We start from the raw sequence: 24,513 nt of genomic DNA, 5'->3' as shown, positions 1-24,513 counted from the left end.
CGTTGTTCGCCAGCCCGTGTGTCGGTTGTGGACGGGTAGGAGGAGCGCGACCGGCTTCGGTCTTCCCTGGCTGAGATCCCTCATGCAGCTACGCTTTCTGGGCACCGGCACCTCCATGGGCGTTCCCGTGATCGGTTGCACATGTAAGGTATGCACCTCATCCGATCCCCGGAACCGACGCACGCGCACCTCAGCGCTGCTGCGCACCCCCGAGACGACGATCCTCATTGATGCAGGGCCGGATTTCCGGGCGCAGGCGCTCACCGCCGGCTTGCAGCGCCTCGACGCGGTGCTCCTCACCCACTCGCACTTCGACCACATTGCCGGTCTGGATGACCTGCGCCCGCTTTGCCTGGGGCGCGGCTGCATGCCCATCTACGGCGCCCCGCAAACCCTGGCCGAGGTGCGCGAACGCTTCGCCTACGCCTTTGACGAAACCTCCGCCGGCTCCACGCGCCCCAGGCTCGATCTCCGTCCGGTGCAGGGGCCGTTTGTCATCGGCGACGTGGAAATCCGGCCCTTCGACATTCTCCACGGCACCTGGACGATTACTGGCTATCGGGTCGGCGGATTAGGCTATGTGACCGACGCCAGCGCCATCCCCCCGGCCTCGTGGAGACTGCTCCAGGATCTTGAGGTGCTGGTGCTCAATGCCCTGCGCCATGAACCACATCCTACGCACTTCACCCTGGCCCAGGCCCTGGAGGTCATTGCGGCCCTGGCGCCCCGACGAGCGTACCTCGTCCATATGACTCACAACATTGACCACGCCGACGGCCGATGGTTGCCACCCGGCGTGGAGTTCGCCTACGACGGTCTCGAGGTGACTATCGTGTCATAAGGCGCGCGGCGGCGGCGGTGGAGCCTCGCTGCCTGGAGACCCGGGCTGACCATGCGCATCGGTATTGACGCTCGTCTCAACGCCTATCGTCAGGGCGGAATTGCCCAGTACACGCGCCAGCTTCTCACGGCGCTCGCCGCCGAGGCCCCCGATGACACCTTCGTCGCCTTGCAGCATTATTGCCAGCACCGGCCTCTGGTGGTCGCCGCCAACGTTGAGCGCGCCGCCATGCTGACGCCGCCTCACAATCGCTTCGAACAGTTGAGCCTGCCCCTCGAATTGTTGCCACGGCGTCTCGACCTGCTGCACTGCCCCGACTTCATCGCCCCGCGCCGCCGGCCCTGCCCGGCGGTGATCACCGTGCACGATCTGGCCTTTCTCCACTTTCCTGAGATCCTCGACGCCGACGCCCGCCGCTACTACAGTCAGGTGCGCGCAGCCGTCCACGACGCCGAGGCGGTGATCACGGTCTCTCAGGCCACCCGCGCCGACGTCGCAACTCTTCTCGACCTGCCGGCCGAGCGGATAGACGTGGTCTATGAGGCGGCCGATCCGCGCTTTGCCCCGGTGGCGGTCGCCGCGGGCGAGCGGCGGGTGATCAACGGCTGTACGGTGGCGGCGGGCGACTTTCTCCTTTTCGTCAGCACCGTCGAGCCGCGGAAGAACCTGGCAACCCTGCTGCGCGCGCTGCGCCTCTGCCTCGACCGGCGCCCTGAAGCGGGGTATCGCCTGATCGTCGCCGGTGGCCGTGGCTGGCTCGATGAACCGATCTACGCTCTGGTCGGCGAATTGCGCCTGCGAGAGGCAGTGCACTTCCTCGGCGCCGTTAACCTCGATGATCTGCCCTGGCTCTACAGCGCCTGCCGGCTGTACGTCAATCCTTCACTGTATGAGGGCTTTGGTCTGCCGGCCCTGGAGGCGCTGGCCTGTGGCGCGCCGGGCCTGGTCGCCAACACCAGCAGCCTGCCGGAAGTGGTGGGTGACGCGGCTCGCCTCGTGCCTCCCCGGGAGGTGGAAGCCTGGGCCGATGCCATCGCCGATCTGTGGGATGACGACGCGGCGCGGGCCGACCTGTCCCGGCGCGGGCCCCAACGGGCGGCGCTCTTCTCCTGGCGCCGCGCCGCCTGGGAAACGTTGGCGATTTACCGTCGCGTCGCCGCGCGGGGGCGATAGCTTCGCGGAGGATCGCGGAAAGAATTACGTCCGTTGGAGCGCCGGGTGCAACCTGGTGACGGCCAGCCAGGCTTCGATCCCTTCGGCAGGCTGCACGCCCTGCTCGGTGACGATGCCGGCCAGAGCGGAAAGGGGGGTCAGGTCGTAGTAGAGGTTGGTGATCCGCACCCCTGGCGGAGCGGCGTCCCAGACCTGTTCAGGGGGCCAGAGGGTCTGGGCGGGCGGCACGTAGCCTGGAGGAAGAAACTTCTCGCTGCCACACAGCGTGTACATCGCCACCTTGCTGGCGCCCGCGGCCAGGGCGATGGCATAGGTGCCTACTTTGTTGACCAACCCGTTGGCGTCAAGGTAATCGGCGCCGACCAGCACCAGTTGCATCTGCGGGACCATGGCCACCGCCAGGGCATCAATCACCAGGGTGACCTCGATGCCGGCGCTGGCCAGTTCGCTAGCCAGCACGCGTCCCTCGCAACCCGGGCGACCCTCAGCGCAGACCACGCGGAAGCGGCGGCCGGCGCGCTGGGCGTGGCGCAGGGCCGCCCGCACCGTGGTGCTGCGGCCATTGGTGAGGATCTGGCCATCCTCAGGGATCAGGCGCAAGGCCGTCTCGGCGATGGCCGCTTCGTGAACCCGCAGCCAGCGCTTGAAATCGCCGGTGGCATCGGCCACCCTGCGGCGCGCCTCATCGGCGGATGCGGCATCCTCGAGGCGCCAGAGCACCCCATTTACCAGGTTGACCAGCGGGGCCATCGTCGGGTGCGCGCGGATCAGCGCCCATCCCACATCGAGAACCTGTTGGACCAATCCCTCCTTGTGGAGCGAATTGTCCGTGCGAATGAGACGTTGAAGCACCTCGGCGCTCTTTTCGGCCACCTCCACGGCCCCGGATAGATTATCCTCCGCAATTGCGGCAATCGCCTGTTGGGTGAAGCTATCCACACTTCCCATCCTATATACGTGCTGGTGAAGCCCGCGCCACTACGACGGGCGCTCGTCCTGGACGGTTGAGAGTAAGACTATCAGGATCTCCTCCATATGCATATGATACCGCATGCCAGAGGATGACGGTGCATCGTGCGCAAGATTCGCACAGGATGATTCGGAGGCGGGGCAACCCTCCGGCTCGCCCCGCTGTTTAGTTCCAGGCAAGGCGGGAGATGGGAGCGTCAGGTTTCTCCCCATCGGTTGATCAGCTCAGCAAATGGAATTCAGGCCCGGGGAGGCGCAGCAGGGACTGGCACAGGGGTTCTTCGGCTCCATACTCCAGACGGCAACCAGGAGTAATTACGGGTTGCGCCCGGTCGTCCTGCATGATCTGGAGGAACAGCAACAGGAAAAGGGCACGAGCAAGAGCGCCACCGGTGCGGCGCCGGGCGTTTTGCCTTCCGCGCGGCAGGCAGCGCGGAGAAGATGGATGCTGCCGGCGAATGCCAGAATCACCCTGCCAGGCGTAGTTTTTGCCGCGCTGTCGTATCTGAGCGCCTGTGCCACTGCAGGCTGAACGTAACGCCAATGGGCCAGCGGCATCAACGTTTCGTCGCACCCCGGTTACGAGCGAAGCGCCCTTCGTCTCGGACAATCAGGATGGCTGCGAGCCGATGGAGCGCCGTTTGAGTAATAGGGTGAGGATCTGCCGGACCTGCTCCAGAGAAAAGGGTTTGGCCAGGAACAGGTTCCCGCTTTGCTCAAGCGTAGTGCGCGTAGCGGGACTGAGGGTGTCGCCGCTCACGAAGATCAGGCGCTCCGCGAGATCAGGGTTTTGCACTCGAATGGCACGGAGCAGATCAAAGCCATTCAGACCGGGCATCTTCACATCGCAGAGTACTACATCGAACACCTCGCGTTCGATGATCTCCATGGCCGCTTCGCCGCTACAGACGACCGTCGGGCGGTGGCCAAGGGTGCGGAGCATGCGTGCAAGCAACTCTCCGACTGGCTCTTCATCATCCACCACCAGGACCTGGAGACTCGCGGTCGGTTGCTCGGCCTCAGCAGGAGGGAGCGCCGAAGTTTGCTCAGACGGCCCGGAACGCACCGGCAACCTGACCACCACGCACGTCCCGACGCCAACCTGGCTCTCGGCCCAGATCTGGCCCTCATGCTCCTTGACGATCCCGAAACAGATTGACAGGCCCAGGCCGGTACCCTGACCCACCGGCTTGGTAGTAAAAAATGGGTTAAAAATCTTTTGCAAGTCGCGCTCGGGAATCCCCACACCGGTATCAATCACCTCAATACGGATATGCGGTTCGCTGGTGGGCGGCTGTTCGAGACTGGTGCGGAGGGTAAGCGTACCTCGACCGCCTTTCTGGACCATGGCGTAGCGCGCGTTGCTGATCAAATTCAAAAACACCTGTTGGAGTTGATGGAAATCGGCAGTAGTTGGCGGCAAGGCCGGATCAAGCTCCAGCCTGACGCCGATGTTTTCGACCCGCAACTGGTACTGCTGAAGGGCGAGGGCGCGGCGGATGGCATCATTAACCGAGCCGACCGTCCGTTCAGGTTTATGTTCGCGGGCGAAGATCAGCAGGTTCTGGACGATCTTCGCGGCCCGTTCGGCCTGCTGGTATATCTGTTCGAGATCCTGGCGCGGCTCGGGGGGGAGGCGTTGATCGCGCAGCAAGAGCTGGGCATACCCGCTGACACTGGTGAGAGGATTGTTCAATTCGTGGGCCACACCGGCCACCAACTGGCCGATGGCCGAGAGCTTCTCCGACTGCAGCAGTTGTTGCTCGAGGCGCCGGCGCTCGGTCAGGTTACGGGCAATGCAGTGCACCCCCCTGGACCCGACGCCGTTCCGGGTTACCTGCGCCGAGACCTCAAGATACACCGGCTCGCCATCGCGGCGCAGCAGTTCGAGCTCAAACGGGGCAACGCTACGCCCGGCGAGCAATTCGCGCAGTAGAGGTTCAGCCCTATCCCATGACTCAGGGGTGCAAAGGGCGCGCAGAGGGCGTCCGAGCAGTTCGGGCAGGCTGTAGCCGGTCAGTTGTTCGCCGACTTTGTTAATTGTGGTAATGATCAACGCCTCATTAAGCATGAAGATCAAATCGTAGGCATTGGCGAACAAATCACGGTAGCGTTGTTCGGAAAGCTTCACCTGCTCATAGAGGCGGGCATTTTCAATCGCAATAGCGGCGTAGTCAGCGAGGGTCGCCAGGAGATACTCATCGTTCTCGGAGAAGGTGCGATCAGCGACACGATTGTCAACCGCCAGGACGCCCTTGACCTTCGTGCCCAGCATGAGGGGCACTTGCAGAATGGCGCGCACCAGAAAGCCAGTTTTGACTTTAAGCGCCGCGCCGGCCCGCGACTGGTCGAGGCGCACCGGCTTGCCGGTGCGGAAGACCTGCCCGGCGAGGGAGTCATCAATCGGCAGGCGCAGACTCTGGGCGCGCTGCTCGCCGAGGTTCTTCGCCGCGCGGAGATAGAGTTCCTGCTGGGTTTCATCGTGGAGCAAGAGGAACCCCTCTTCGGCCTGGGTAATAAACACGCCTGCCTCGACAATGCGCTGGAGCAACTGCTCCTGATCCATCAGACCGGTGACCGACTTGCCAATCCGGTAGAGCACGGTCAGTTCCTGCACCCGCTGCTGAAGCGAAGCGGTGAGGCGTTCCTTATCACGGCGCAGCCGGCGCTCCCGCAGCGCCTGGTCAATGACGGCGCGCGCCTCGATGTCAGAGAAGGGTTTGATCAGATAGTTCCGCGCTCCCAGGCGGAAGGCCTCAACGGCGATGCTCTCCGACCCGTGGGCGGTCATGAGGATCACGGGAACATCATGGCCCTCCTGGGCGATCATGCGCAGCAACTCAAGACCGCTGATGTCAGGAAGTTGCAGATCGAGCAGGATCAGATCCGGGAGGCGTGTTCGGATGCGCTGCAGCCCCTGACGTCCGGTGTGAGCGACAATGGCCGTAAATCCTAACTCTGGAAGCACATGGTTCGCCAGCAGGCTGGCGATGTGCTCACTATCATCAATAACGAGTATTTCTTCCATAGAGTTCCTGGCACCTCTGGCCCGGCGGGTTATCAAAACATAACCGGCATCAAGGGGGCGCGGCGACGAATGTTCTCAGTCGCCCCTGCGATGCGAGCCAGGGGTTGCCGACAGTAGCAGTAAATTGTACACTACGTACCCTGGACGTGGCAAGCGGCCTACAAATTATCCGGCATGGCGATCACATCCGTACTCACTATTGCGGTTATCGGCGATCTCAATGCCGATCTGACCTTTACCGTGCCATTTTATCCCCAGGAAGGCGATGATGTGACCGCCGACGGTCTTCGCTGGCACAGCGGCGGCGCCGGCCTCAACGTTGCCGTCGCCTTTACGCGCCTTGGAGCCACGGCGCGCCTGATTGCGCGCGTGGGCAACGATCCGGCGGCGGAGATCGCCCTGGGGGCGGCGCGCCAGGCTGGCCTCGATGTGAGCCACATCCAGCGCGACCAGGATGCGCCGACCGGTTTGTGCGGCGTGGTCGTCAGTCCCGGCGGGCAGCGCACGTTTGTGAGTTATCGGGGCGCCAATGTACGCTGCGATCCCGCAGCTATTGAGACGATGATGCTGGAACGTTGTGACCTGCTCTTTGTATGCGGTCACGCTTTGCTGGAGGGGCCGCAGCGGGCGACGGCGGTCCGCGCTATTGACCTGGCTTACGCGCGCGGCATTCCTGTGGCGCTAGACCTCTGCTTGCCGACCATCCGGGCGGCTCGCCGGCTGGTGTTCGCCCTGCTTCCGCGGCTCTGGTTGTTGACGTTGAATGAAGACGAATTGCGCGCGCTTGTTCCTGGCACAACGGTGCGACCGGCCATGGACGAACTCCTGCTTGCCGGCGCGCAGCACGTCGCTGTCAAGCGTGGCGCACAGGGCTGCAGTGTGGGAGCAGGCGCCACCCGTCTGAATGTCTTGCCTCCGGCTGTAACGGTTATTGACACTAACGGCTGCGGCGACGCTTTTGCCGCAGGTTTTGCGTGGGCCCTGCTACGGGGGGCCGATCTCCCCAGCAGCGCCGCGATCGGCAACCTGATGGGCGCCCTGACCGCCAGTCGTTACGGCGCTGCCGAAGCCATCCCGACCCTGGCCGAGATAGCCGCCCGTCTCGATCATTCGCTGCATCACCTCCTGGCAACTTCTTGAACAGAGGGTTTCCCGGCGCTCCTGATCATATAAACGCCTCTTCATTGTAAAACGATATGATGAGGATGAGCAAAATGTCCCCATCTGGTGAAAAGAGCGGAGAAAGGAGCACCACATGGCCCCGCCATGGAAGGAGCGTCTGGATGCGCTGCGCATCCGTGATCTGCAATCGATCTTCGGCGTCGCCAAACCGGTGATTGGCATGGTCCACTGCTGGCCGTTGCCCGGCGCGCCGGGCTACACGGGCTACGGCATAGCGCCGATCATCGAGCACGCCGTGCGCGACGCCACGGCCCTGGCCGAAGGCGGCTGCCACGGGCTGATCGTCGAGAATATGTGGGACATCCCTTTTCGCGCCGGGCCGCACCTGCAACCCGAGAGCATCGCCGCTCAGGCCGTCGTGGCCCACGCGGTGCGCGAAGCCGTGCCCGATCTGCCCCTGGGCATCAACGTGGTGCATAACGGCGGGGTCGCGCTGCTCGGCATCGCCATCGCTGCCGGGGCCAGCTTCATCCGCGTCTGCATGTTCACCGGCGCGGGGGTATGGGACGCGGGCGACTGGGATGAGGGCTGCGCCGCGGATCTGCTGCGTCGTCGCAAGGAACTGCACGCGGAGCATATCAAGATCTTCGCCGACGTGGACAAGAAGCATTCGGTGCGCTTTCCGGGCATTGACCTGGCCACGCATATCGAGTGGACACGCTTTTTCGGCGCCGACGCGCTGATCGTCTCAGGCCGCATGACTGGCGACGCGCCGGATGTGGAGAAGGTGCGCGAGGCCCGGCGGCTGGCCGGCGATACGCCCCTGCTCCTCGGCAGCGGCGCTGACGAACGGAACATCGGCGTCTTCATGGAGGTCGCCGATGGCGTCATCGTGGGCAGCAGCATTAAGGTTGATGGCGAGATCGCCAATCCGGTTGACGTCGAACGGGTGCGACGCTTCGTTCGCGCCGCGCGCTAATGATTTTTAAGCCTTAGATTCGGCATCTTGCCTCGTCTGCGCCCTGAGCCTTTCGGTGGAACGCGCCCTTCGACAGGCTCGGGGGCCGTCCCACCGGTCTACCTGAATACATACTAAATGTTCATAAGTAGTCTGTAAAGTAAGTTTCCCGGTGTTTGTCACCTCGAGCGGAGCGAGGGGTCTACCGCACCAGGAGGCGGAAGATGCTTCGCTTCGCTCAGCATGACAGGGCGAGCGAAATACCAGAAAACTTAATGCACAGACTACCTGGTAGTCTGCGAACGAAGTTTCCTGGCATTTCCGCCCCCCTCCCAGCCTCCCCCCGTCGGGGGGAGGAGCCGGACTCCCTCCCCCGGCGGGGGAGGGTTGGCAAGGGGGCGGAGTTGCCGAAAAACTTCGTTCATAGAGTAATAAGCGTATATGCGCACCATCGCGAAGTCTCCGCAGGCGCCATAAACGGCAATCCAAAATGTTACACCTGGCTGGTACCACGGTGGGAGACATCACTGGTACCTCTGGAGCGCCCCTGGCCCTACTCATGCCTCATTGGCGCGGCGCCTGTCTGGTGCTATAGTAGTTGCGTGAGCGAGCATTCCAGCCAACGTTACAACCCATCGCTCATAACTGTTTCTCCGGTCGGTCCAACTGAGCCGCTGTAGTTGCGCCACATCGCAGTACCTTCCCGGCACAACGGCGCAGCAGAGGTTCAGCCGCACTACACGCCCATAGACCAGTACGTTGCTACGCACGTGCTCTGATCGACGCGGAAAACAGCGATCCGACCCCCGGCGCGGGCCGGGGGTTGGTCTTTTCGCGCCGTGTATCAGGAAACGTGGTACAGTAGCAAGAGAATCCGCGCCTTTCGTATAAGGAGCAAACCATGGCCGAGCCAGGGGGCATTATCAGCGCTATGCTCACCCCGTTCACCAGCGATGTTGGACCGGTGGATTACGAGTGGCTGCCGAGGTATATGCGTTTTCTCGAGGACAGCGGGCTGCACGGGGTGCTGGCGCTGGGCACGACCGGAGAGGGGCCTTCGATGAGCGTGGCCGAACGGAAGCGCGTCCTCGAGATCGTGCTGGCGCATCGCGGGGGGCTTGCAGTCATTGCCGGCACGGGCTGCGCAGCGCTGACCGACACCATCGCGCTGAGCGATCATGCGTTGAGCCAGGGCGCTGATGCCGTACTGGTGATGCCGCCATTCTACATCAAAGGACCAGACGAGCGGGGCGTTCTGGCCTACTTCCGCGCCCTCGCCGATACGTTGCCACCCGGCGCGCGCCTGATGCTCTACCACATTCCGCAGATGACCGGCGTGCCAATCACGACGTCAATTATCGAGGGCTTGCTGGAGAGCCACCCCGACCGGTTTTACGGGATCAAGGACAGCAGCGGGGATTGGGACCACGCGCAGATGCTCATCACGCGCTTTCCGCGCCTGCGGATCTTCACCGGGAGCGATAGCCTGATCGGCCAGGCCCTGTCGGGTGGCGCGGCGGGGGCCATCAGCGCCCTCTCCAGCGCCTTTCCGCGCCTGACGCGGGCCATCTACGATGCTCATTACAGCGGCGGCGATGTTGCGGCGGCGCAGAAGCGCCTCGACACTCTGCGCGCGCTGATCGATCCGGTTAACACTCCGCCCGCGCTGAAAGCAGCCCTGCCATGGACGAGCGACCTGCCCGAAACCTGTGTGCGGCTGCCGCTGCTCCCTCTGCCCGACGAAGAAGTCGCTCGACTGCGCGCGGCGTATGTGGGGCTGGGGTTGGCCGAATAGCGGCCGGTTCTGCAAAGCGGGCGAGGGTGATCCTGCCTGCCGCTCCTGTCGAGGTTGGCGCAGCAAACGCATGCCTTCCTAGTTTTCTTGCTCCAGTCTCAACCACACCTGGTAGACTGCGCTCTTGTGCAGGCCGAGTTCGCGGGCTACGAGACGGGCCGCCAGGCTGCCGGCATAACCCTGGTCGCGCAACTGCCGCAACCGCTGCGCGATCTCGGCTTCGCTCGGCGGCGTTTCAGTCGCGGGTTGCACCCGCAGGCGATAGCGCTCGCGTTTGCGCTCGCCGCCGGGAACCAGCCCCTCGATCACCAGGGTATACTCGCCACGGGGGCGTTGCAGGCTGAAGTGCTCCACCATCTCGCTGACGGCCCCACGCCGGAACTCCTCGAAGCGCTTGGTCAGATCATTAGCGACCACGATGCGCCGGTCTCCGAGAACGGCCAGAATATCTTGCAGCGCCTCGAGCAGGCGATGAGGCGCCTCGAAGCAGACGATGGTGAGCGTCAGGCTGGCCAGTTCGGAGAGGAGTTGCCGGCGCTCGGCACTCCGGCGGGGTAAAAAGCCCACGTAGGCGAAACGGTCAGTAGGCAGACCCGAAGCGACGAGCGCGGCCAGAAGCGCCGAGGGGCCAGGCACGGGTGACACAGGGAAACCCGCCGCGATGCAGGCCTGCACCAGCTCGACGCCAGGATCGGAGATGGCGGGTGTGCCGGCATCGGAGACGAGAGCCACGTCGCCTACGGCCAGGGTCTCCAGAATAGCGTCGAGCCGGACGAGTTTGTTGTGCTCATGGTAGGAGATGCACGGGGTAGTGATGGCGTAGTGGTCGAGCAGCCGACGAGTATGGCGGGTGTCCTCGGCGGCGATCAGGCGCGCCTCGCGGAGCACGCGCAGGGCGCGCAGGGTGATGTCTTCCAGATTACCAATCGGCGTAGCAACGAGAAACAGGGTACCCACGGCTCACCGCTCGGCGCGCAGGCGCGCCCGCCAGTAGTCGAGCAATTCGTCCACCATCGCGGGCACATCAATGGATGGCGCCCACCCGGTGACGGCGCGCAGTTTGCTGTTATCGCCCACCAGCACCGGCTCATCGGCAGGGCGGAGGCGGGCGGGGTCAACCCGCACCTCCACCGGCACGCGGCCCCGCTGCACCACCAGTTGCACGATGTCGCCGATACGGGTGGCCCGCCCGGAGCACAGGTTGTAGACCTCGCCGGGGACGCTGCGTTCCAGCAGCAGCCAGAGGGCGCGAGCGACGTCGCGGGTATGGGTAAAATCCCGGAGCGGCGCCAGGTTGCCGACATGGATCACCGGCTCCTGAAGGCCAAGTTCGGCAGCGGCCATCTGCTGGCAGAAGGTCTGGATCGAGCAACGGTCGCCCTGGTGCGGGCCAACGTGGTTGAACGAGCGAGTGACCACGACGTGGAGACCATAGGTGTCGTGGTAGTAGAGACCGGCCAGTTCGGCGGCAACCTTGCTCACCCCGTAAGGACTGGCGGGACGCATCGGGTGGCTCTCAGCGATCGGCGTCGCCTCGGGTCGCACCATGCCGTACTGGGCGCTGGTCCCGGCGATGTGGATACGCGCATCGGGGGCATGGCGGCGAGCCGCTTCGAGCAGGTTGATGGTGCCCTCGAGATTCACCCGCAGGGTATGAATCGGCGCGTCCCAGGAGGCGCTGGGGTAGCTCTGAGCGGCGAGGTGGAAGATGCGCTCCGGCGCGGCGGCGGCAACTGCCCGCGTGAGCGAGAAGGGGTCCTCGATGTCGCCTTCGTGGATAACGATGCGCCCCAGCAGGTGAGCGATCGGGCGGGGGTCGCTGCGCCAGCGCTTAAAGGCATGGATTTCGAGATCGGGGATGGTCAGCAGATAGTCGGCAAGGAAACTGCCAACCGGTCCGGTAATTCCGGTGATAAAGATGCGCATGGCGTCTCCGGGCAATGTATGTTCCGGGCATGTTTCAGACCCGGACGGTCCAGCTTACGAGTTGCTCCACGGCTCCTCATAACCGGTCTGTGGAGGTGTGGAGGTGTAGAGGTGCGGAGGTGCGGAGGTGTGGAAATACGAAGGCGAGGCCAGACCGCCAAGGGATTCTGGACTATGCCTTATATACTGTGCATCTTACCACAGACGCCGGTCTACGCCATCAACTGGCGCTAACAATCAGAAAGCTGATCAGGCGGTCCGAAGCGTCGCGCAGTTCGGCCCGATCGCCAACCCGCCAGACATCGGTGCGATTCCAGTAAAACTCGCCAAGCTCCGGGTCATCCTCATCAATGGCGCTGTAGACATTAATGGTGTCAGCAGGTTCAATTACAAACTGTGGAAAGACGTAGGGCGGAACATCGCTACGATTGGCGTTGAGCAGGCGCCAGCCGGTCATGTTAATTGCCCGGGTGGTGGTATTGCGCAGCTCAACATACTCAACCACGCGGCTGGGCGTGGTTGCGGTGCGCAGCACAACATTGATGATCCGGACGGAGTTGGCGTTGGGGATGGGCGTCGCCACGACCGTTGTGGTAGGGCCAGGCGTCGCGGTAGGGCCGGGCGTCGCGGTGGGGCCGGCGATGGATGTAGCGACCGGGCTGCCTGTCGTGGCAGCGGTAGGCGATGGCGCCACCGTCCGTTCCGGTATGGGGGTGATGACAGGAAGTGGCGAAGTAGCCGGGGCCGCCGTGTCGGTGGGAAGCGGGACGCGAGTGATCGGGGTCGCAGTGGGGATGGGCGTGGTTCCTGAGGCCACCGTGTTGGTGGGAAGCGGGACGCGGGTGATCGAGGTTGCAGCGGGGGCGGGCAAGGTGGGGGGCTCTGGCGCGCTCTCAAGCGGCACATCAACGAAGCAGGTAAAGCGGGCGACAACGGCGCGCGAGCCGCGCAGCCGCACCTCGACGGAGTACACGCCGGGGCGCTCGTTGGCACGCAAGGGAATGCGGTAGAACCCGTTGCGATCGGCTGCGCCGCCGCCAACCGGGCGCTCGCCCAGGATGACCAGCAACGCCGCAGACGGGGGCGCCTGTCCTTCGAGAAAGACCGTCTGCCCGTTTGGACAGGCGACGGGCACAGGGTCGGCGGCCCGCAACGGCGTCTTGCCCAACCACACGGCAGCTATGACCCCGGCAATCGCCAGAGCAACAACCGTAACGGGCCTGCGGAAGAACAAGGGCGTATCCGGATATAATGGCGGGTGACCGGAAGAAGACGGGGGACGCACCAAAACAGGTGATACAATGCTGGTGGGCGATAGTGGATTCGAACCACTGACCTCCACGATGTCAACGTGGCGCTCTAACCAACTGAGCTAATCGCCCGCTCAGGTGTTATGCTACCATTGATGGCAGCGGCTGTCAAGAATATGCACGCTCCGCCGGAGGCGCTGCTTGCCCGGCTTCCGCTCGATCTCCGAGCCATCCTGGCCCGGGCGGCGAGCCTGGCCGAAGCTCAGCAGGCCCGGCTCTGGCTGGTGGGAGGCGTGGTGCGCGATCTGTTGTGCCAGGCGCCACCGGGCCGCGACGTTGATCTGGCGGTAGAGGGAGACGCGCTGGCGCTGGCGCATGAACTGGCGGCGCAGACTGGCGGGCGGCTGCGCGCCGCGCATGCCGCCTTCGGCACCGCCAGCGTGGAGGTGCTGGCTAATGGTGCGACCCTGATCCTCGATCTGGCCAGCAGTCGCGTCGAACGCTACCCGTCGCCCGGCGCGTTGCCAGAGGTCGCTCCGGCCCCCATCGAGGACGACCTGTACCGGCGCGATTTCAGCGTCAATGCGCTGGCAATCGAGCTGCGCGCCGAAGACGGGCAGGTGCGCGCCGGGCGCTTGCTCGATCCCTGCGGAGGCCGCGCCGACCTGGTTACAGGCCGCCTGCGGCTGCTCCACGAGCACAGCCTGCGGGACGATCCAACGCGCATGCTGCGCGGCGTGCGTCTGGCCGCCCGGCTGGGCCTGCGCCCGGACCCGGCCACTGCGGCGCAGATCCAGGAGGCCCTGCGAGCAGGGTATCTGCGCCTGGTGAGCAATGAGCGCATTCTGGCCGAACTCTGCCTGTGCCTGGAAGAGCCGCGCCCTGACGAGACGGTGCGCCTGGCCGACGCCTGGGAGGTGACGCCTCAGGTCATCCCCGGCCTGGCCTGGAGCGAGGCGCTGTCGGCGCGGTGCGCTCGGCTGGCCGATGCGCCCGGTGACGCGCTGGCGGGCGGGCCGCTCGTCTGGGCCGGGCTGCTGCTGTACGATCTCGACGCCGAAGGGCTGACGGCCATCGCCGCGCGCTACCCCTTGCCGGTAGAGGCCGCCGAGCTGCTGCGGCAACTCCCCGTCCTGCGCGCGACGGCGCCGCTGCTAACGCCCGATCTGCCGAACAGCGGCCTTGACCGCCTGCTGCGGCCCTTCAGCGTCGCCGCGATTACGGCGCTCCACTACGCTGAGCCGGCAGCCGCGGCAATGACCGCCCGCTATCTCCGCGAGCTGCGGACGATGCGCCCGCCGCTAAACGGCAACGATCTACAGCGCCTGGGCATCACGCCCGGCCCGCTGCTCGGCCGAACGCTGGAGGCGCTGCGCGCCGCCGCCCTCGATGGCGAGATCAGCACCCGCGAAGAGGCCGAAGACTGGGTGCGGCGCCGTGGGCAAGGAACGCTCGGCGCGTGAGACGGGGGTAAATCCAGGGCAACCTTCCAGGTTCCCCTACGGCTACAACCTTGCCTCGCGGCACGGAGGAAACCCCGTTTCCCCACCTTGCACCCGGCGCCAGGGCGCCTGACACCCCTTGAAACTAGATGTAACGGACACAATGAAGAATGCACTACTGAACTGGACGCGCGCCCGGATCCCCCTCTGGGCAGTTAGCATGTTGCTGAGTCTGACCTTGATCGGCGGCATCGGCGGCGGGATGTATGCCGGCTACCGCCTCAACCGTTCTCCGGCTGCGTGTCCGGAAAGCCCGGAGGTGTGCAAACAATTTTCGGTCTTCTGGGAAGCCTGGGAACTGGCAAGCAAGCGTTTCGTGGATCCAGAGGCGATCGATCCGAGCGAGATGACTTCCGGGGCGGTCAACGGGATGCTCGACAGTCTGGGCGACAACGGCCACACACGCTTTCTCAGCGCCGAAGAAGCCCGGCAGTGGGAAGAGACGCTCCGCGGATCGTTCGAGGGCATCGGGGCCTATATTGACGTGCGAAACGGGCGGACGATCATCGTCGCGCCGATCGAAGGCTCGCCTGCTGAGCAAGCCGGCCTGCGCGCCGGCGACGTCATTCTGGCAGTCAACGGCGAGCCGACCACCGGCTGGTCGGTTGACGAGTTGCGCGCGAAGGTGCGCGGCCCTGGGGGCACCAGCGTGACCCTGCGGGTGGTGCATCCTGGCGAAACCGTTCCGGTGGAAGTGACCGTCGTGCGGGCACAGGTGGTGGTGCCAAGCGTCAACTGGCGCATGCTGCCCGATGACGTCGCCTTGATCCGCCTGAGCTCCTTCGACGACGACACGGGCAAAGAACTGCGCGAGGCGCTTGCGGACGCGCGGCGGCAGGGCGCGCGGGCTATCATCCTGGATCTGCGCAACAATCCCGGCGGTCTACTCGATCAAGCCGTCGAGGTGGCCAGCCAGTTCTTGCCCGAGGGCACAACGGTGCTGATCGAGGAGAATCGCCAGGGAGAACGCAAAGTCACCAGGGCGCGCCGCGGCGGCGCGGCCCTCGATCTGCCGCTGGTGGTGCTGGTTAACGAGAACTCGGCCAGTTCCGCCGAGATCGTGGCAGGGGCCTTGCAGGCGGCAGGACGGGCCGTGTTGATCGGCGAGACGACCTTCGGCACGGGCACCGTGTTGACGCCGTACCGCCTGAGCGACGGGAGCCGCCTGCTGCTGGGCACCCAGCAGTGGCTCACCCCCGACGAACGCACTATACGCGGCCAGGGCATCGAGCCTGACGAACTGGTTGTGCTCGGCGACGAGGTGGCGCCCCTCTCGCCATCCGAAGCGGCAAGGCTGTCTGCAGCGGCGTTGCGCGCAGGCCCCGACGCTCAACTGGCTCGGGCGCTGGAACGGGTGCTGGAGGCGGCAGCCAGCCGGCAGCAACCTTGACGGGTCATGGAGCTCGTGCTACCATGCCGCTCAAACTTCCGTTCCTGATGGTAAAAACTCCTAAGTGCGGTTTTGGGAGGGCGGTCCCTCTCAAAAGCAGGATTGCGCCTTCCCGGTGCTGTGCGGTTCAGCCGCAGAGCGTCTCGGCAACAACGGGGAAACCGGACCTGCCCACAATCCTGCCGCAGGAAAGGGGCCGGGAAAGCGAAGATACGGATGCCTCCGCTGCTCGAAGTACGCAATCTGCAAACCCATTTTCATACTCAGGATGGGGTGGTCAAGGCGGTTGACGGCGTCTCGTTTTCCGTGGATCGTGGCGAGACGCTGGGGATCGTTGGCGAATCAGGGTGCGGGAAGAGCGTCACCTCGCTCTCGATCATGCGTCTCATTCCCTCGCCGCCAGGCAAGATCGCCGGCGGACAGATCCTGTTCGACGGCGAGGATCTGCTGCAACAGAGCGAAGAGCGCATGCGCCACATCCGCGGGAACCGGATTGCGATGATTTTCCAGGACCCGATGACTTCGCTCAATCCGGTGTTGACAATCGGGCGACAGATCACCGAGTCGCTGGAACTGCATCTGAAGCTCTCGCGGCGCGAGGCCCGGAGTCGCGCCGTGGAGTTGCTCGACATGGTGGGCATCCCCTCGGCCAGCAAGCGCCTGGATAACTATCCGCACCAGTTTTCGGGCGGCATGCGCCAGCGGGTGATGATTGCCATGGCGCTCTCCTGTAACCCCGAATTGCTGATCGCCGACGAGCCGACAACCGCCCTGGATGTAACTATCCAGGCCCAGATCCTTGAACTGATAAACCGGCTCAAAGAGGAGCTTCACACTGCCGTCATCATCATCACCCACGACCTGGGAATCGTGGCGGGCATGACCGACCGTGTGACAGTGATGTATGCCGGCAGAGTGGTGGAGGAAGGGCCAACGCCCGAGATCTTTGAGAATCCGCGCATGCCCTACACCATCGGTCTGCTACGCTCCATTCCACGGCTGGATGAAGCGCGGGGACGCAAGTTGAATCCCATCCGCGGTCTGCCCCCAAATCTGATTGACCTGCCGCCAATCTGTCCCTTCAGCCCGCGCTGCGACTTCGTTCAGGAGCGGTGCCTGACTGCACGCCCGGAACTGCGCCCCGTCGGGGTCGGTCACGCTGCCGCGTGTCATTTCGATATCTCCCTGGCGACGCCTGTGCCTGAACGGAACGCTGCGGAACTCGCAGCGTAGCGAATCGGCAGGGGATGTAAAAGGGCGACACCCTCGCCGCGAAAGGGATCATCACAGCCTGCGAGGAACGCGGAGAAGGCTGGCCCTCCCCGCAGAATGCGGGACGCGACGTGCGAGAAAGCATCGTAAGGCCGCCAGGTGCGACAGCTATGTCAATGACCCCCCTTACTGCGACTGATGCCGACGCCGCCTCGCTGATCGAGATCCGCGATCTGAAGGTGCATTTTCCCGTCACCCGCGGCATCATTTTTCAGCGCCGCGTGGGCACGATCAAGGCTGTGGACGGGGTCAGTTTCAGCATCAAGCGGGGCGAAACCCTGGGCCTCGTGGGCGAGTCGGGGTGCGGAAAGAGTACGACCGGGCGGGCCATCCTACAACTCTACCGGCCCACCTCCGGCGAGGTGCTCTTCAACGGCCAGGATCTGACCAGAATGCGCGGCGACGCGCTGCGCAAGATGCGCCGGCAGATCCAGATGATCTTCCAGGACCCCTACGCTTCGCTCAACCCGCGTATGACTGTCGGCGATATTATTGGCGAGCCGATCAAGGTGCACCGCTTGCGCCAGGGCAAGGCGGTGCGCGAGCGGGTCGAGGAACTGCTGAGCCTGGTGGGGCTGAACCCGGCCTTCGCCAACCGCTACCCCCACGAGTTTTCAGGCGGCCAGCGCCAGCGGATCGGCATTGCCCGCGCCCTGGCGGTTGAGCCGCAGTTTGTTGTGTGCGATGAGCCGGTTTCGGCCCTTGATGTTTCCATCCAGGCTCAGGTAGTCAATCTGCTGGAAGAATTGCAGGAAAAACTCGGGCTCACCTACCTGTTCATCGCCCATGACCTGAGCGTGGTGAAACACATCTCTGACCGGGTGGCGGTGATGTACCTGGGCAAGGTAGTGGAACTGGCCGAAGGCGCGAAGCTGTACCGCGCGCCCCTGCACCCCTACAGCCAGGCGTTGCTCTCGGCGGTGCCGATCCCCGATCCCAAAGTGGAAAAGCAGCGCCGGCGCATCATCCTCGAGGGCGATGTGCCCAGCCCCCTTAACCCGCCATCAGGCTGCCGCTTCCACACCCGTTGCCCGATCGCCATCCAGCAGTGCCGGGAGGAGGAACCGCCCTTCGTTGATTATGGCGACGGGCACTTTGCAGCCTGCTGGCGCGCCCGCGAGTCGGGCGAATTAATGCCCGCGATTGCCCGCAAGCAGACCGAGAGCCTCGCCACGCGCATCCACGTCGAGGCGGCGAAGGTTAAGGGTACGGCCGACTAAGCGCAGGAGCACGCCCGCCCGTTACCGGCGCTGCGCATAGCGGTACGCCAGACCCGGGGCAACGTTGAAGGCGCTCGTGTTCTGCGCCTGGGGGTCGAGCACCTGCGCGAAACAGTCCAGTCGCCCCGGCTCGACCCGCGCGCAGGACGGCGCTCCTATCAGCGGGCGCTCCTCGATGGCTGCCCAGGGTTGCGCCCACGTACCGCTGTACGTGATCTGGTACAGGCGCATATCCGGGCCGCGGGCGAACAGGTCCAGCAGATTGCGGTTCCACCCCACCGCGCTGATCGGGGCCGTCGCGCGGAAGGTTGCCATGCCCGTCAGCTGGTTCCATCCGACCCAGCGCGCGCCCGCCCGTTCATCGTAGTAGAGCTGCATTACCACGCCGTTGGCGCCGAGGGCGAAACAGTCAATGATTCCTGTCTCGCGCGAGGCGCACGCGGGCGCCGAGGTGATCGTGCCGCTGCCGACGGCCTCCCAGCGCGGCGGGGTCCAATCAGTAACATTATGTTGCCAGTAGCGATGGATCAGGTTACCATTGCTATTGCGAACGAAGACGCTGAGACGGCCAGCGCCCCAGGCTACAATCGCCGGGGCCGAGGTCGCGTCACCGCCCAGATCGTTCATGGACCAGCCGCGTCCGTTCCAGTAGAATTGAAAGACGCCGCCGTACCCCTCGCGCAGGGCGACGCAGTTGATGGATCCGGACGTCCACGAGGCGCACGAGGGGGCCGAGCGGAGGAGGACCCCGCGCAGTTCAGGCGGGGTGCGCCAGAAACTCCAGGCGCCGCCGCCTTCTTTGTAGGTCTGGATGATTTCGCCGTTCCCGCCGCGCGCAAAGACGGTGATCCGCTCCCGACCCCAGGACACGGCTGCCGGCGCGGAGGTCAGCGTGCCAGCCAGATCCTGCCAGGCCGTCCAGGTTAAGCCGAACTGCGGGTCCGGCGTGGTCAGCGGAGCGGGAAGCGCGCCAGGCGGCGGGATCGCTATAGCGCGCTGCGGCGGAAACCCGAGCACGGCGGCGATGGCGACCAGCGCGGCGACAAGCGACCAGATGCGGCTTGAGTGAACCGAGGCTGCCATAGACCCTCCTGTGGCGCCGCCGCCTCGCCGCGGCGGGCCGGCTTGCCAGGCTCGATAGTGATGAGCGCGCGTGTTACCCCAATCCGGAGCGCCAGGCGGCCCGATCCTTCCGCCTGCCGGCGGAGAGAGTCTGGAGAGGACCGACACTTCCAAGTATACCATTCTGGATAGTGGTCAAAGGATCGCGGGGAGACAGGGCTAATCCAACATTGTTGAAGGTCTTACAATCCAAAATCTAAAATCCAAAATCCACGATCATGGATCTGCCAAACGAGCTGAGATTGAGTCTCGAACGTGAACTGCGCGCCTACGATGTCCGCAGCCTGGCCCGCGTGACCGCCGAGGCCACGGCACGCTTCCGCGACCCGGCGGCGGGCCCGCCCCCCCGCGGCCCGCTGGCTGCCGCGGCATACGCGGCCACGCGCATGCCTGCCACCTATGCCGCCTGCGCCGCCGCCCTAGGCGAGCTTGCGGCCTGTCTGCCCGCCTTCGCGCCCCGGACCCTGCTTGACGCCGGGGCCGGCAGCGGCGCGACGCTCTGGGCGGCGACGCGCATCTGGCCCGCTCTGGAACGGGCCACCCTGATCGAGGCTGACCGCGATATGGCAGCCCTGGGCCAGCGCCTCGCCGCTACCGCGGCCACTCCTGCCATTCGCGGCGCCGCCTGGGTGCGCGCCGATCTCACTGCTGCCTGGGACGCGCCGCCCCACGATCTTGTGACCGCAGCCTACGTTCTGGGTGAATTGCCTGAGGAGGCCTGCGCCTCCCTGGTCGCGCGGCTATGGGAGCGAGCGCGTGGCGCCCTGGTGCTGATCGAGCCGGGCACTCCTCGCGGCTGGGCGACCATTCGCGCCGCACGGGAACAGTTGCGCTCCAGCGGCGCCGCGCTTATCGCCCCCTGCCCCCATCAAGACGCCTGCCCGCTGCCCCCCGACGACTGGTGCCATTTCTCGCGCCGTCTCCCCCGCGGGCGTCTCCATCGAACGCTCAAGGGCGCCGAACTGGGCTACGAAGATGAAAAATACAGCTACGTCGCCGTTGCCCGGCAACCCGGCAAACCGATCGGCGCCCGCGTGCTGCGCCACCCTCTGGTCCGATCCGGGTACATCGAACTGACCCTTTGCACCCATCACGGCATACGCCGTCTCGGTGTCACTCGTTCCACGGGCGCAACCTGGCGCATGGCACGCGACCTGCGCTGGGGCGACTCCCTGCCGCCCGAGTTCCTGAACGATCCGCAGCCGCCAGCGCGCGACTGAGGCGTCGCGCGCCCTGAGCAACAGGTGAAACAGCCTATGGCTCACTGGACGTTTCTCACCAATCACGCGCAGGTGCTCCTGTGTATTGCGCGCAACCGCAGCGCCACTGCGCGCGAGATCGCTGCGCAGGTGGGCATTACCGAACGCGCCGTGCAGCGCATTCTGCGCGACCTTCACGATGCCGGCTACATCAGCCATACCCGTGACGGGCGCCAGAATCGCTATGAGATCCACGAGGAAGCTCCGATGCGCCATCCGGCCCAGCAAGGCCACGCTGTGCGCGAGTTGTTGGAATTGCTCGTGGAGCGGCCATTGACGTAACCGTTCCGCGGAGGTGCGGAGGGCGCGGCGCGCCCCCCGAGGCTGCCCGCGACGGCACTTTCGTCCTGGCTTCGAGTGCGCGCGCCCGCTGCGGGCGGAACCGGCGGACGGCACGGTAGTTTGCGTCAGGTGCGGCTAACAGGAGAGGCGCGCAACCTTTCGCCTGCTGATCCGGTTAACCTGGTGGGCTGATCAGCCATACGCGCTGCCGGGCGCCGCGCAACGCCCGGCCTATGACCAGGAAAGGCTACCAGGACCATGACACAGGTGAAGGGCACGATCAACCGCGTGGAGTTGCTCGGCTGGCTGGGCGCCGACCCCGAGATGCGCTTCATCTCCACGGGAGCCGCAGTCTGCCGCTTCCGCGTGGCGACCAGGCGCTTCGGCGGCCAGGACGCCGAGGGCCGGCGCGAGTATGAAACCGACTGGACGACCGTTGAGGTCTGGGATCGTCTGGCCGAACTCTGCAACACCTACCTGCACAAGGGCAGCCGTGTGCGCGTCAGCGGCGCTCTGCGGACCGACACGTGGACCGATAAGGCCACTAATCAGCCCCGTTCGCGCACCTACGTTCGCGCCGATGACGTGCTCTTCCTCGACGCTCGCCCCGGCGTGCCCGCCGAGGCTGTTGCCGCCTCCGAGGCCGGCGAGGCTCCCGCAGATGAGGATGTGCCGTTTTAAGCGCCAGATCATCCTCGCGCCCTGTTTGCGCGGCCCCTGTTGATCCCGCTGCGCCCCGTTCGCGCAGCTTCTGTTGATCCCGCTGCGCCCTGTTCGCACAGTGGAAGGTGCGCCCCCCTGAGGAGGGCACCGCCTCGATGGTAAAGATCTGGGAGGGCTTCGCCCTCCCAGGAACTTCCCGCTTCATCCCGTCAGGCAAGGTTTCAGAAGGGCAATTGCCCGGCTTACCGTCGGTGGCGACCCGCTCTCTCCCTGACCCTCCCCGCTGGAACTTAGGAGCAGACAGAACACCTGAGCGCAGATACGGGATTACGATGCGCCGGTTCACCCTCACCTCTCAGGTGGAGGGTTTTTCGAGCGAGAAGGGGTTTTTGGCATTCCAATGCGCTTACGATCCTCACCCTCCCGCCTCCCTCTCCCTGAGCGGGAGAGGGGGGAGTTGGGCGTCCCAGCGCCCCGGATGGCGCATGCAACGCGAGGATGGGCCGGAAAACCCCGCACCTGAGAGGGGGCAGGCCCTGTGAACGGCAATTTTAGGTATGAACCATACCCTGGTATGCACAACGCAACCACATGGCGCGCCTCACCGCCCGACGATGATCGTCGCCACCTCGACGGCGCCTTCGGGCAGCGGCGCACCGTTGACCGTCACCGGCGCCCGCGCACCGCTGGCCGGGTCATACATGCCCACGATGACGCGGTATACTCCCGGCGCCATAGTCGGCGGCAGATAGACATCGTTGTGGTCCACCACCAGACTGCCAGCGCGCCACATGCTGGTCGGATAGCGTCCCTGCCAGGGCTGGGCGTCGCGCTGAGCTGGACGACGGCCCGCAGCGTCAACCAGGTGAACGAAAATGTAATAATCGTCAGCGAACGAGCCTTCAACGTCCCAGAACGTCCGCAGGCCGAGCACCCCGCCCGGAGTGAACGTAGCGGCAGGGAGGAGCATCGGCGGTTCGCCGTCTCCCGAAGGGTCGCCGACCGTCACACCGCGCAGCCAGGCCTCGCCAATGCGGACATCGTCGCTTAGCGGTTGGCGCGCGTCGTCCGCGTTGAGACCGGTGGCGATGACCAGAATATGCGGCCCCAGCATCTCTTCGCGCCGCACCCGTGGCCCGAACTCAGCAACAGTGGCCGGCAGCAACGGCGCATAAGCCGGCGGAACGGCAATCTGGCCCCAACTGTGCGAGGTGGCAATCAGGTAGGCGAAGCCCTGGGCGCGATACCAGGTCAGGTCGTGCTCGGCCAGCCACGGCACGTAGCTCCAGCGCGGCTCGGTGGGACTGGGCACGGGAGGCAACTCGGCGGCGAGGCGCGCACCGGGAGGCACATTGGCGTCAATCCAGTTCAGCAGTTGCCGACGGCTGTCACCGGCGGCCTGGCGGCTTATCTCAGCGGACGAGCGCAGCGCCGGAGATGTTACCAGTGCCAGGACCAGGGCCGCCAGCGCGAACCACTGCATCGTCGCGGCGCGCGGGGCCAGCAGGCGCGGCAGTTCAACCACCGCCACTCCCGCCGGGAACGAGCAGGCCGCCAGCAGAGGCAGCATATTCTGCATAAAATGGGTTGGCCGTGAGAGGTGCAGCAACAGCGAGGGCGCCGCAAAGCCCAGCCAGACCCCCAGCACCGCGGGGCGCCGCCGGGCCAGGATCAGCAGGCCCGCCAGCACGATCAGGCAGGCAAGCAGGCCCAGACCATCACCCGTGAAGAACTCGACATATCCCCCTACATTCCACGCGCCGCGGTAGTGGCCATTCCCGCCTCCGTAATTGCCCCACTGCTCAGCAATTCCTCGCGATACCTGATCCCACCGCAGCACGGCGTAGGGCGTCCCCGCGACAAAGGTTGCTATAGCCGCCAGGCCCGCCGCCAGCAAGCGCGCTCCCTCGCGGCGCGCAACCGACCATCCGGCCCGGCGACCATTCCAGGCGCGCAGAGCTGCCGCGGCTACGATGGCGCCCGCCACAACCCCGGCGTTGTATTTCGTCGAAGCCGCCAGGCCGGCAAAGGCCCCTGCCGTTAGATAAGCTCGCCACGTACCGTCCCGAAGGGCCAGCAACGTCGTTCCCAGGGCAAGAGTCGTGAGCAGAGTCGCCAGGGCGTCGGTGGTGGCCCACTGCGAGAAGCGCAGATGCAACGGCAATACCGCGACCAGCAGCGCCCCGACCAGCCCCGCGCCTGCGTTCCAGCCCCGCGCGCCCAGGCTATATGCCGCCAGCACCGTCAGCGCCCCGACCAGGGCGGTGAGAAGCCGCGCCGCCAGAAAGAACTCCGGCACGGTGGTGACAATATGGGTTGTAATCAGCATCTCCTGGATCGGGGGGTAGATCCCCGCGGCGCGCCCCCAGAGATAGCGAGCCTGTATCACGGCCAGCAGCAGATAAGTGTGCAGCGAGGGTTTCCAGAAAAGTTGCTGGTTGGGATCACCCGTTCGCAACATCGTGAGCGCCTGGTCGAGATGCACCGGCTCATCGGGATGGTCCACAAACGGGAGCGTCTGGCCAATGGTTGCAGCGCGCAGCAGCAGGGCCGCCAGCGTCAGGCCGGCCAGGGAGATCCATAGCAGCCAGGGCCGCCCGGCAACGCGAGTGCGTTCCGTGTTGGATGGCGCGACAGCGGTGAGGGCGATCTTTTTCATCGCATTCCCGATAAGTGGGGAAACCCGTTTTTTGCGTAACCTCCGAGGCTGTAACACGCAACTCTCCGGGTTGCGTGCGCGG

Annotated in this window: 20 protein-coding genes and 1 tRNA gene; 13 read left to right on the top strand and 8 right to left on the bottom strand. The window is 65.1% G+C overall.

The features are described 5' to 3' along the window. Positions 1 to 82: 82 nt before the first annotated feature. Together NZU74_11735 and NZU74_11730 are read left to right on the top strand one after the other, a co-directional pair. Positions 83 to 841 carry an MBL fold metallo-hydrolase gene (locus NZU74_11735; GenBank protein MCS6881993.1) on the top strand — a complete coding sequence of 253 codons (759 nt, stop codon included), beginning with the start codon at positions 83 to 85 and terminating at the stop codon, positions 839 to 841. 51 nt (positions 842 to 892) lie between these two features. Further along, positions 893 to 2,014: a glycosyltransferase family 4 protein gene (locus NZU74_11730; protein MCS6881992.1), complete on the top strand. Its 1,122-nt coding sequence runs from the start codon at positions 893 to 895 to the stop codon at positions 2,012 to 2,014. Positions 2,015 to 2,038: 24 nt separating this feature from the next. Here NZU74_11730 and NZU74_11725 read toward each other — a convergent pair whose 3' ends face one another. Then, a complete protein-coding gene (locus tag NZU74_11725; GenBank protein ID MCS6881991.1) occupies positions 2,039 to 2,953 on the bottom strand; it encodes an initiation factor 2B in 915 nt (304 codons plus the stop codon). Between the two features lie 352 nt (positions 2,954 to 3,305). Between NZU74_11725 and NZU74_11720 the strand changes: the two genes are divergently transcribed. Continuing rightward, entirely contained in the window at positions 3,306 to 3,515 is a 210-nt protein-coding gene (locus NZU74_11720) for a hypothetical protein (GenBank protein MCS6881990.1), read from the top strand. A gap of 78 nt (positions 3,516 to 3,593) precedes the next feature. On the opposite strand, the gene NZU74_11715 is transcribed toward NZU74_11720, so the two are convergent. Continuing rightward, on the bottom strand, positions 3,594 to 6,011 hold the full coding sequence (locus tag NZU74_11715) for a response regulator (GenBank protein MCS6881989.1): 2,418 nt from the start codon (positions 6,009 to 6,011) through the stop codon (positions 3,594 to 3,596). A gap of 174 nt (positions 6,012 to 6,185) precedes the next feature. Between NZU74_11715 and NZU74_11710 the strand changes: the two genes are divergently transcribed. From NZU74_11710 to NZU74_11700, 3 genes are all read left to right on the top strand, one after another. Beyond that, complete coding sequence (locus NZU74_11710) at positions 6,186 to 7,151, top strand: carbohydrate kinase family protein (protein ID MCS6881988.1); 966 nt, start codon at positions 6,186 to 6,188, stop codon at positions 7,149 to 7,151. Between the two features lie 115 nt (positions 7,152 to 7,266). Next, complete coding sequence (locus NZU74_11705; protein ID MCS6881987.1) at positions 7,267 to 8,112, top strand: BtpA/SgcQ family protein; 846 nt, start codon at positions 7,267 to 7,269, stop codon at positions 8,110 to 8,112. Between the two features lie 880 nt (positions 8,113 to 8,992). Beyond that, a complete protein-coding gene (locus NZU74_11700) occupies positions 8,993 to 9,886 on the top strand; it encodes a dihydrodipicolinate synthase family protein (protein MCS6881986.1) in 894 nt (297 codons plus the stop codon). 78 nt (positions 9,887 to 9,964) lie between these two features. Here the strand turns inward: NZU74_11700 and rsmI are convergent, their stop codons facing one another. The 4 genes from rsmI to NZU74_11680 all read right to left on the bottom strand — a co-directional run bounded on the left by rsmI (position 9,965) and on the right by NZU74_11680 (position 13,194). Continuing rightward, on the bottom strand, positions 9,965 to 10,843 hold the full coding sequence (gene rsmI, locus NZU74_11695) for a 16S rRNA (cytidine(1402)-2'-O)-methyltransferase (protein MCS6881985.1): 879 nt from the start codon (positions 10,841 to 10,843) through the stop codon (positions 9,965 to 9,967). Between the two features lie 3 nt (positions 10,844 to 10,846). After that, entirely contained in the window at positions 10,847 to 11,812 is a 966-nt protein-coding gene (locus NZU74_11690; protein ID MCS6881984.1) for a GDP-mannose 4,6-dehydratase, read from the bottom strand. A gap of 220 nt (positions 11,813 to 12,032) precedes the next feature. Further along, a complete protein-coding gene (locus tag NZU74_11685; GenBank protein ID MCS6881983.1) occupies positions 12,033 to 13,046 on the bottom strand; it encodes a lamin tail domain-containing protein in 1,014 nt (337 codons plus the stop codon). 71 nt (positions 13,047 to 13,117) lie between these two features. After that, positions 13,118 to 13,194 (bottom strand) — tRNA-Val (locus NZU74_11680). 11 nt (positions 13,195 to 13,205) lie between these two features. On the opposite strand from NZU74_11680, the gene NZU74_11675 reads away from it, so the two are divergent. The 4 genes from NZU74_11675 (at position 13,206) to NZU74_11660 (ending at position 18,446) form a co-directional block, all read left to right on the top strand. Beyond that, the gene (locus NZU74_11675; protein ID MCS6881982.1) at positions 13,206 to 14,525 is read left to right on the top strand and encodes a CCA tRNA nucleotidyltransferase; all 1,320 of its coding nucleotides are present in this window, start codon (positions 13,206 to 13,208) and stop codon (positions 14,523 to 14,525) included. A gap of 142 nt (positions 14,526 to 14,667) precedes the next feature. Then, entirely contained in the window at positions 14,668 to 15,954 is a 1,287-nt protein-coding gene (locus NZU74_11670; GenBank protein ID MCS6881981.1) for a S41 family peptidase, read from the top strand. Between the two features lie 216 nt (positions 15,955 to 16,170). Then, positions 16,171 to 17,187, top strand: coding sequence for an ABC transporter ATP-binding protein (locus NZU74_11665; protein ID MCS6881980.1), 1,017 nt, complete (start codon positions 16,171 to 16,173; stop codon positions 17,185 to 17,187). 155 nt (positions 17,188 to 17,342) lie between these two features. After that, positions 17,343 to 18,446 (top strand): dipeptide ABC transporter ATP-binding protein, encoded by a 1,104-nt coding sequence (locus NZU74_11660; GenBank protein ID MCS6881979.1) that lies wholly within the window; start codon positions 17,343 to 17,345, stop codon positions 18,444 to 18,446. A 21-nt stretch (positions 18,447 to 18,467) separates the two neighbouring features. Here the strand turns inward: NZU74_11660 and NZU74_11655 are convergent, their stop codons facing one another. Next, positions 18,468 to 19,529, bottom strand: a complete 1,062-nt coding sequence (locus NZU74_11655; protein ID MCS6881978.1) for a hypothetical protein — start codon at positions 19,527 to 19,529, stop codon at positions 18,468 to 18,470. Positions 19,530 to 19,810: 281 nt separating this feature from the next. On the opposite strand from NZU74_11655, the gene NZU74_11650 reads away from it, so the two are divergent. From NZU74_11650 to ssb, 3 genes are all read left to right on the top strand, one after another. Further along, the gene (locus NZU74_11650) at positions 19,811 to 20,788 is read left to right on the top strand and encodes a small ribosomal subunit Rsm22 family protein (GenBank protein MCS6881977.1); all 978 of its coding nucleotides are present in this window, start codon (positions 19,811 to 19,813) and stop codon (positions 20,786 to 20,788) included. Positions 20,789 to 20,824: 36 nt separating this feature from the next. Further along, a complete protein-coding gene (locus NZU74_11645) occupies positions 20,825 to 21,109 on the top strand; it encodes a winged helix-turn-helix domain-containing protein (protein ID MCS6881976.1) in 285 nt (94 codons plus the stop codon). A gap of 258 nt (positions 21,110 to 21,367) precedes the next feature. Beyond that, positions 21,368 to 21,790 (top strand): single-stranded DNA-binding protein, encoded by a 423-nt coding sequence (gene ssb, locus NZU74_11640; protein MCS6881975.1) that lies wholly within the window; start codon positions 21,368 to 21,370, stop codon positions 21,788 to 21,790. A gap of 583 nt (positions 21,791 to 22,373) precedes the next feature. Here ssb and NZU74_11635 read toward each other — a convergent pair. Continuing rightward, positions 22,374 to 24,431, bottom strand: coding sequence for a glycosyltransferase family 39 protein (locus tag NZU74_11635; GenBank protein ID MCS6881974.1), 2,058 nt, complete (start codon positions 24,429 to 24,431; stop codon positions 22,374 to 22,376). Positions 24,432 to 24,513 lie beyond the last annotated feature (82 nt).

It is taken from the genome of Chloroflexaceae bacterium (assembly GCA_025057155.1).
Taxonomy (GTDB): Bacteria; Chloroflexota; Chloroflexia; order Chloroflexales; family Chloroflexaceae; genus JACAEO01.
Note: the sequence above shows the minus strand (reverse complement) of the source record. Positions and strands in the feature narration are given on the sequence as shown.

Bases quoted from the DNA above. Each gene is read 5' to 3' on its own strand.
- NZU74_11735 (MCS6881993.1), top strand. From the start codon at position 83: ATGCAGCTACGCTTTCTGGGCACCGGCACCTCCATGGGCGTTCCCGTG.
- NZU74_11730 (MCS6881992.1), top strand. From the start codon at position 893: ATGCGCATCGGTATTGACGCTCGTCTCAACGCCTATCGTCAGGGCGGA.
- NZU74_11715 (MCS6881989.1), bottom strand. From the start codon at position 6,011: ATGGAAGAAATACTCGTTATTGATGATAGTGAGCACATCGCCAGCCTG.
- NZU74_11710 (MCS6881988.1), top strand. From the start codon at position 6,186: ATGGCGATCACATCCGTACTCACTATTGCGGTTATCGGCGATCTCAAT.
- NZU74_11705 (MCS6881987.1), top strand. From the start codon at position 7,267: ATGGCCCCGCCATGGAAGGAGCGTCTGGATGCGCTGCGCATCCGTGAT.
- NZU74_11700 (MCS6881986.1), top strand. From the start codon at position 8,993: ATGGCCGAGCCAGGGGGCATTATCAGCGCTATGCTCACCCCGTTCACC.
- NZU74_11690 (MCS6881984.1), bottom strand. From the start codon at position 11,812: ATGCGCATCTTTATCACCGGAATTACCGGACCGGTTGGCAGTTTCCTT.
- NZU74_11675 (MCS6881982.1), top strand. From the start codon at position 13,206: ATGCTACCATTGATGGCAGCGGCTGTCAAGAATATGCACGCTCCGCCG.
- NZU74_11670 (MCS6881981.1), top strand. From the start codon at position 14,668: ATGAAGAATGCACTACTGAACTGGACGCGCGCCCGGATCCCCCTCTGG.
- NZU74_11665 (MCS6881980.1), top strand. From the start codon at position 16,171: ATGCCTCCGCTGCTCGAAGTACGCAATCTGCAAACCCATTTTCATACT.
- NZU74_11660 (MCS6881979.1), top strand. From the start codon at position 17,343: ATGACCCCCCTTACTGCGACTGATGCCGACGCCGCCTCGCTGATCGAG.
- NZU74_11655 (MCS6881978.1), bottom strand. From the start codon at position 19,529: ATGGCAGCCTCGGTTCACTCAAGCCGCATCTGGTCGCTTGTCGCCGCG.
- NZU74_11645 (MCS6881976.1), top strand. From the start codon at position 20,825: ATGGCTCACTGGACGTTTCTCACCAATCACGCGCAGGTGCTCCTGTGT.
- ssb (MCS6881975.1), top strand. From the start codon at position 21,368: ATGACACAGGTGAAGGGCACGATCAACCGCGTGGAGTTGCTCGGCTGG.
- NZU74_11635 (MCS6881974.1), bottom strand. From the start codon at position 24,431: ATGAAAAAGATCGCCCTCACCGCTGTCGCGCCATCCAACACGGAACGC.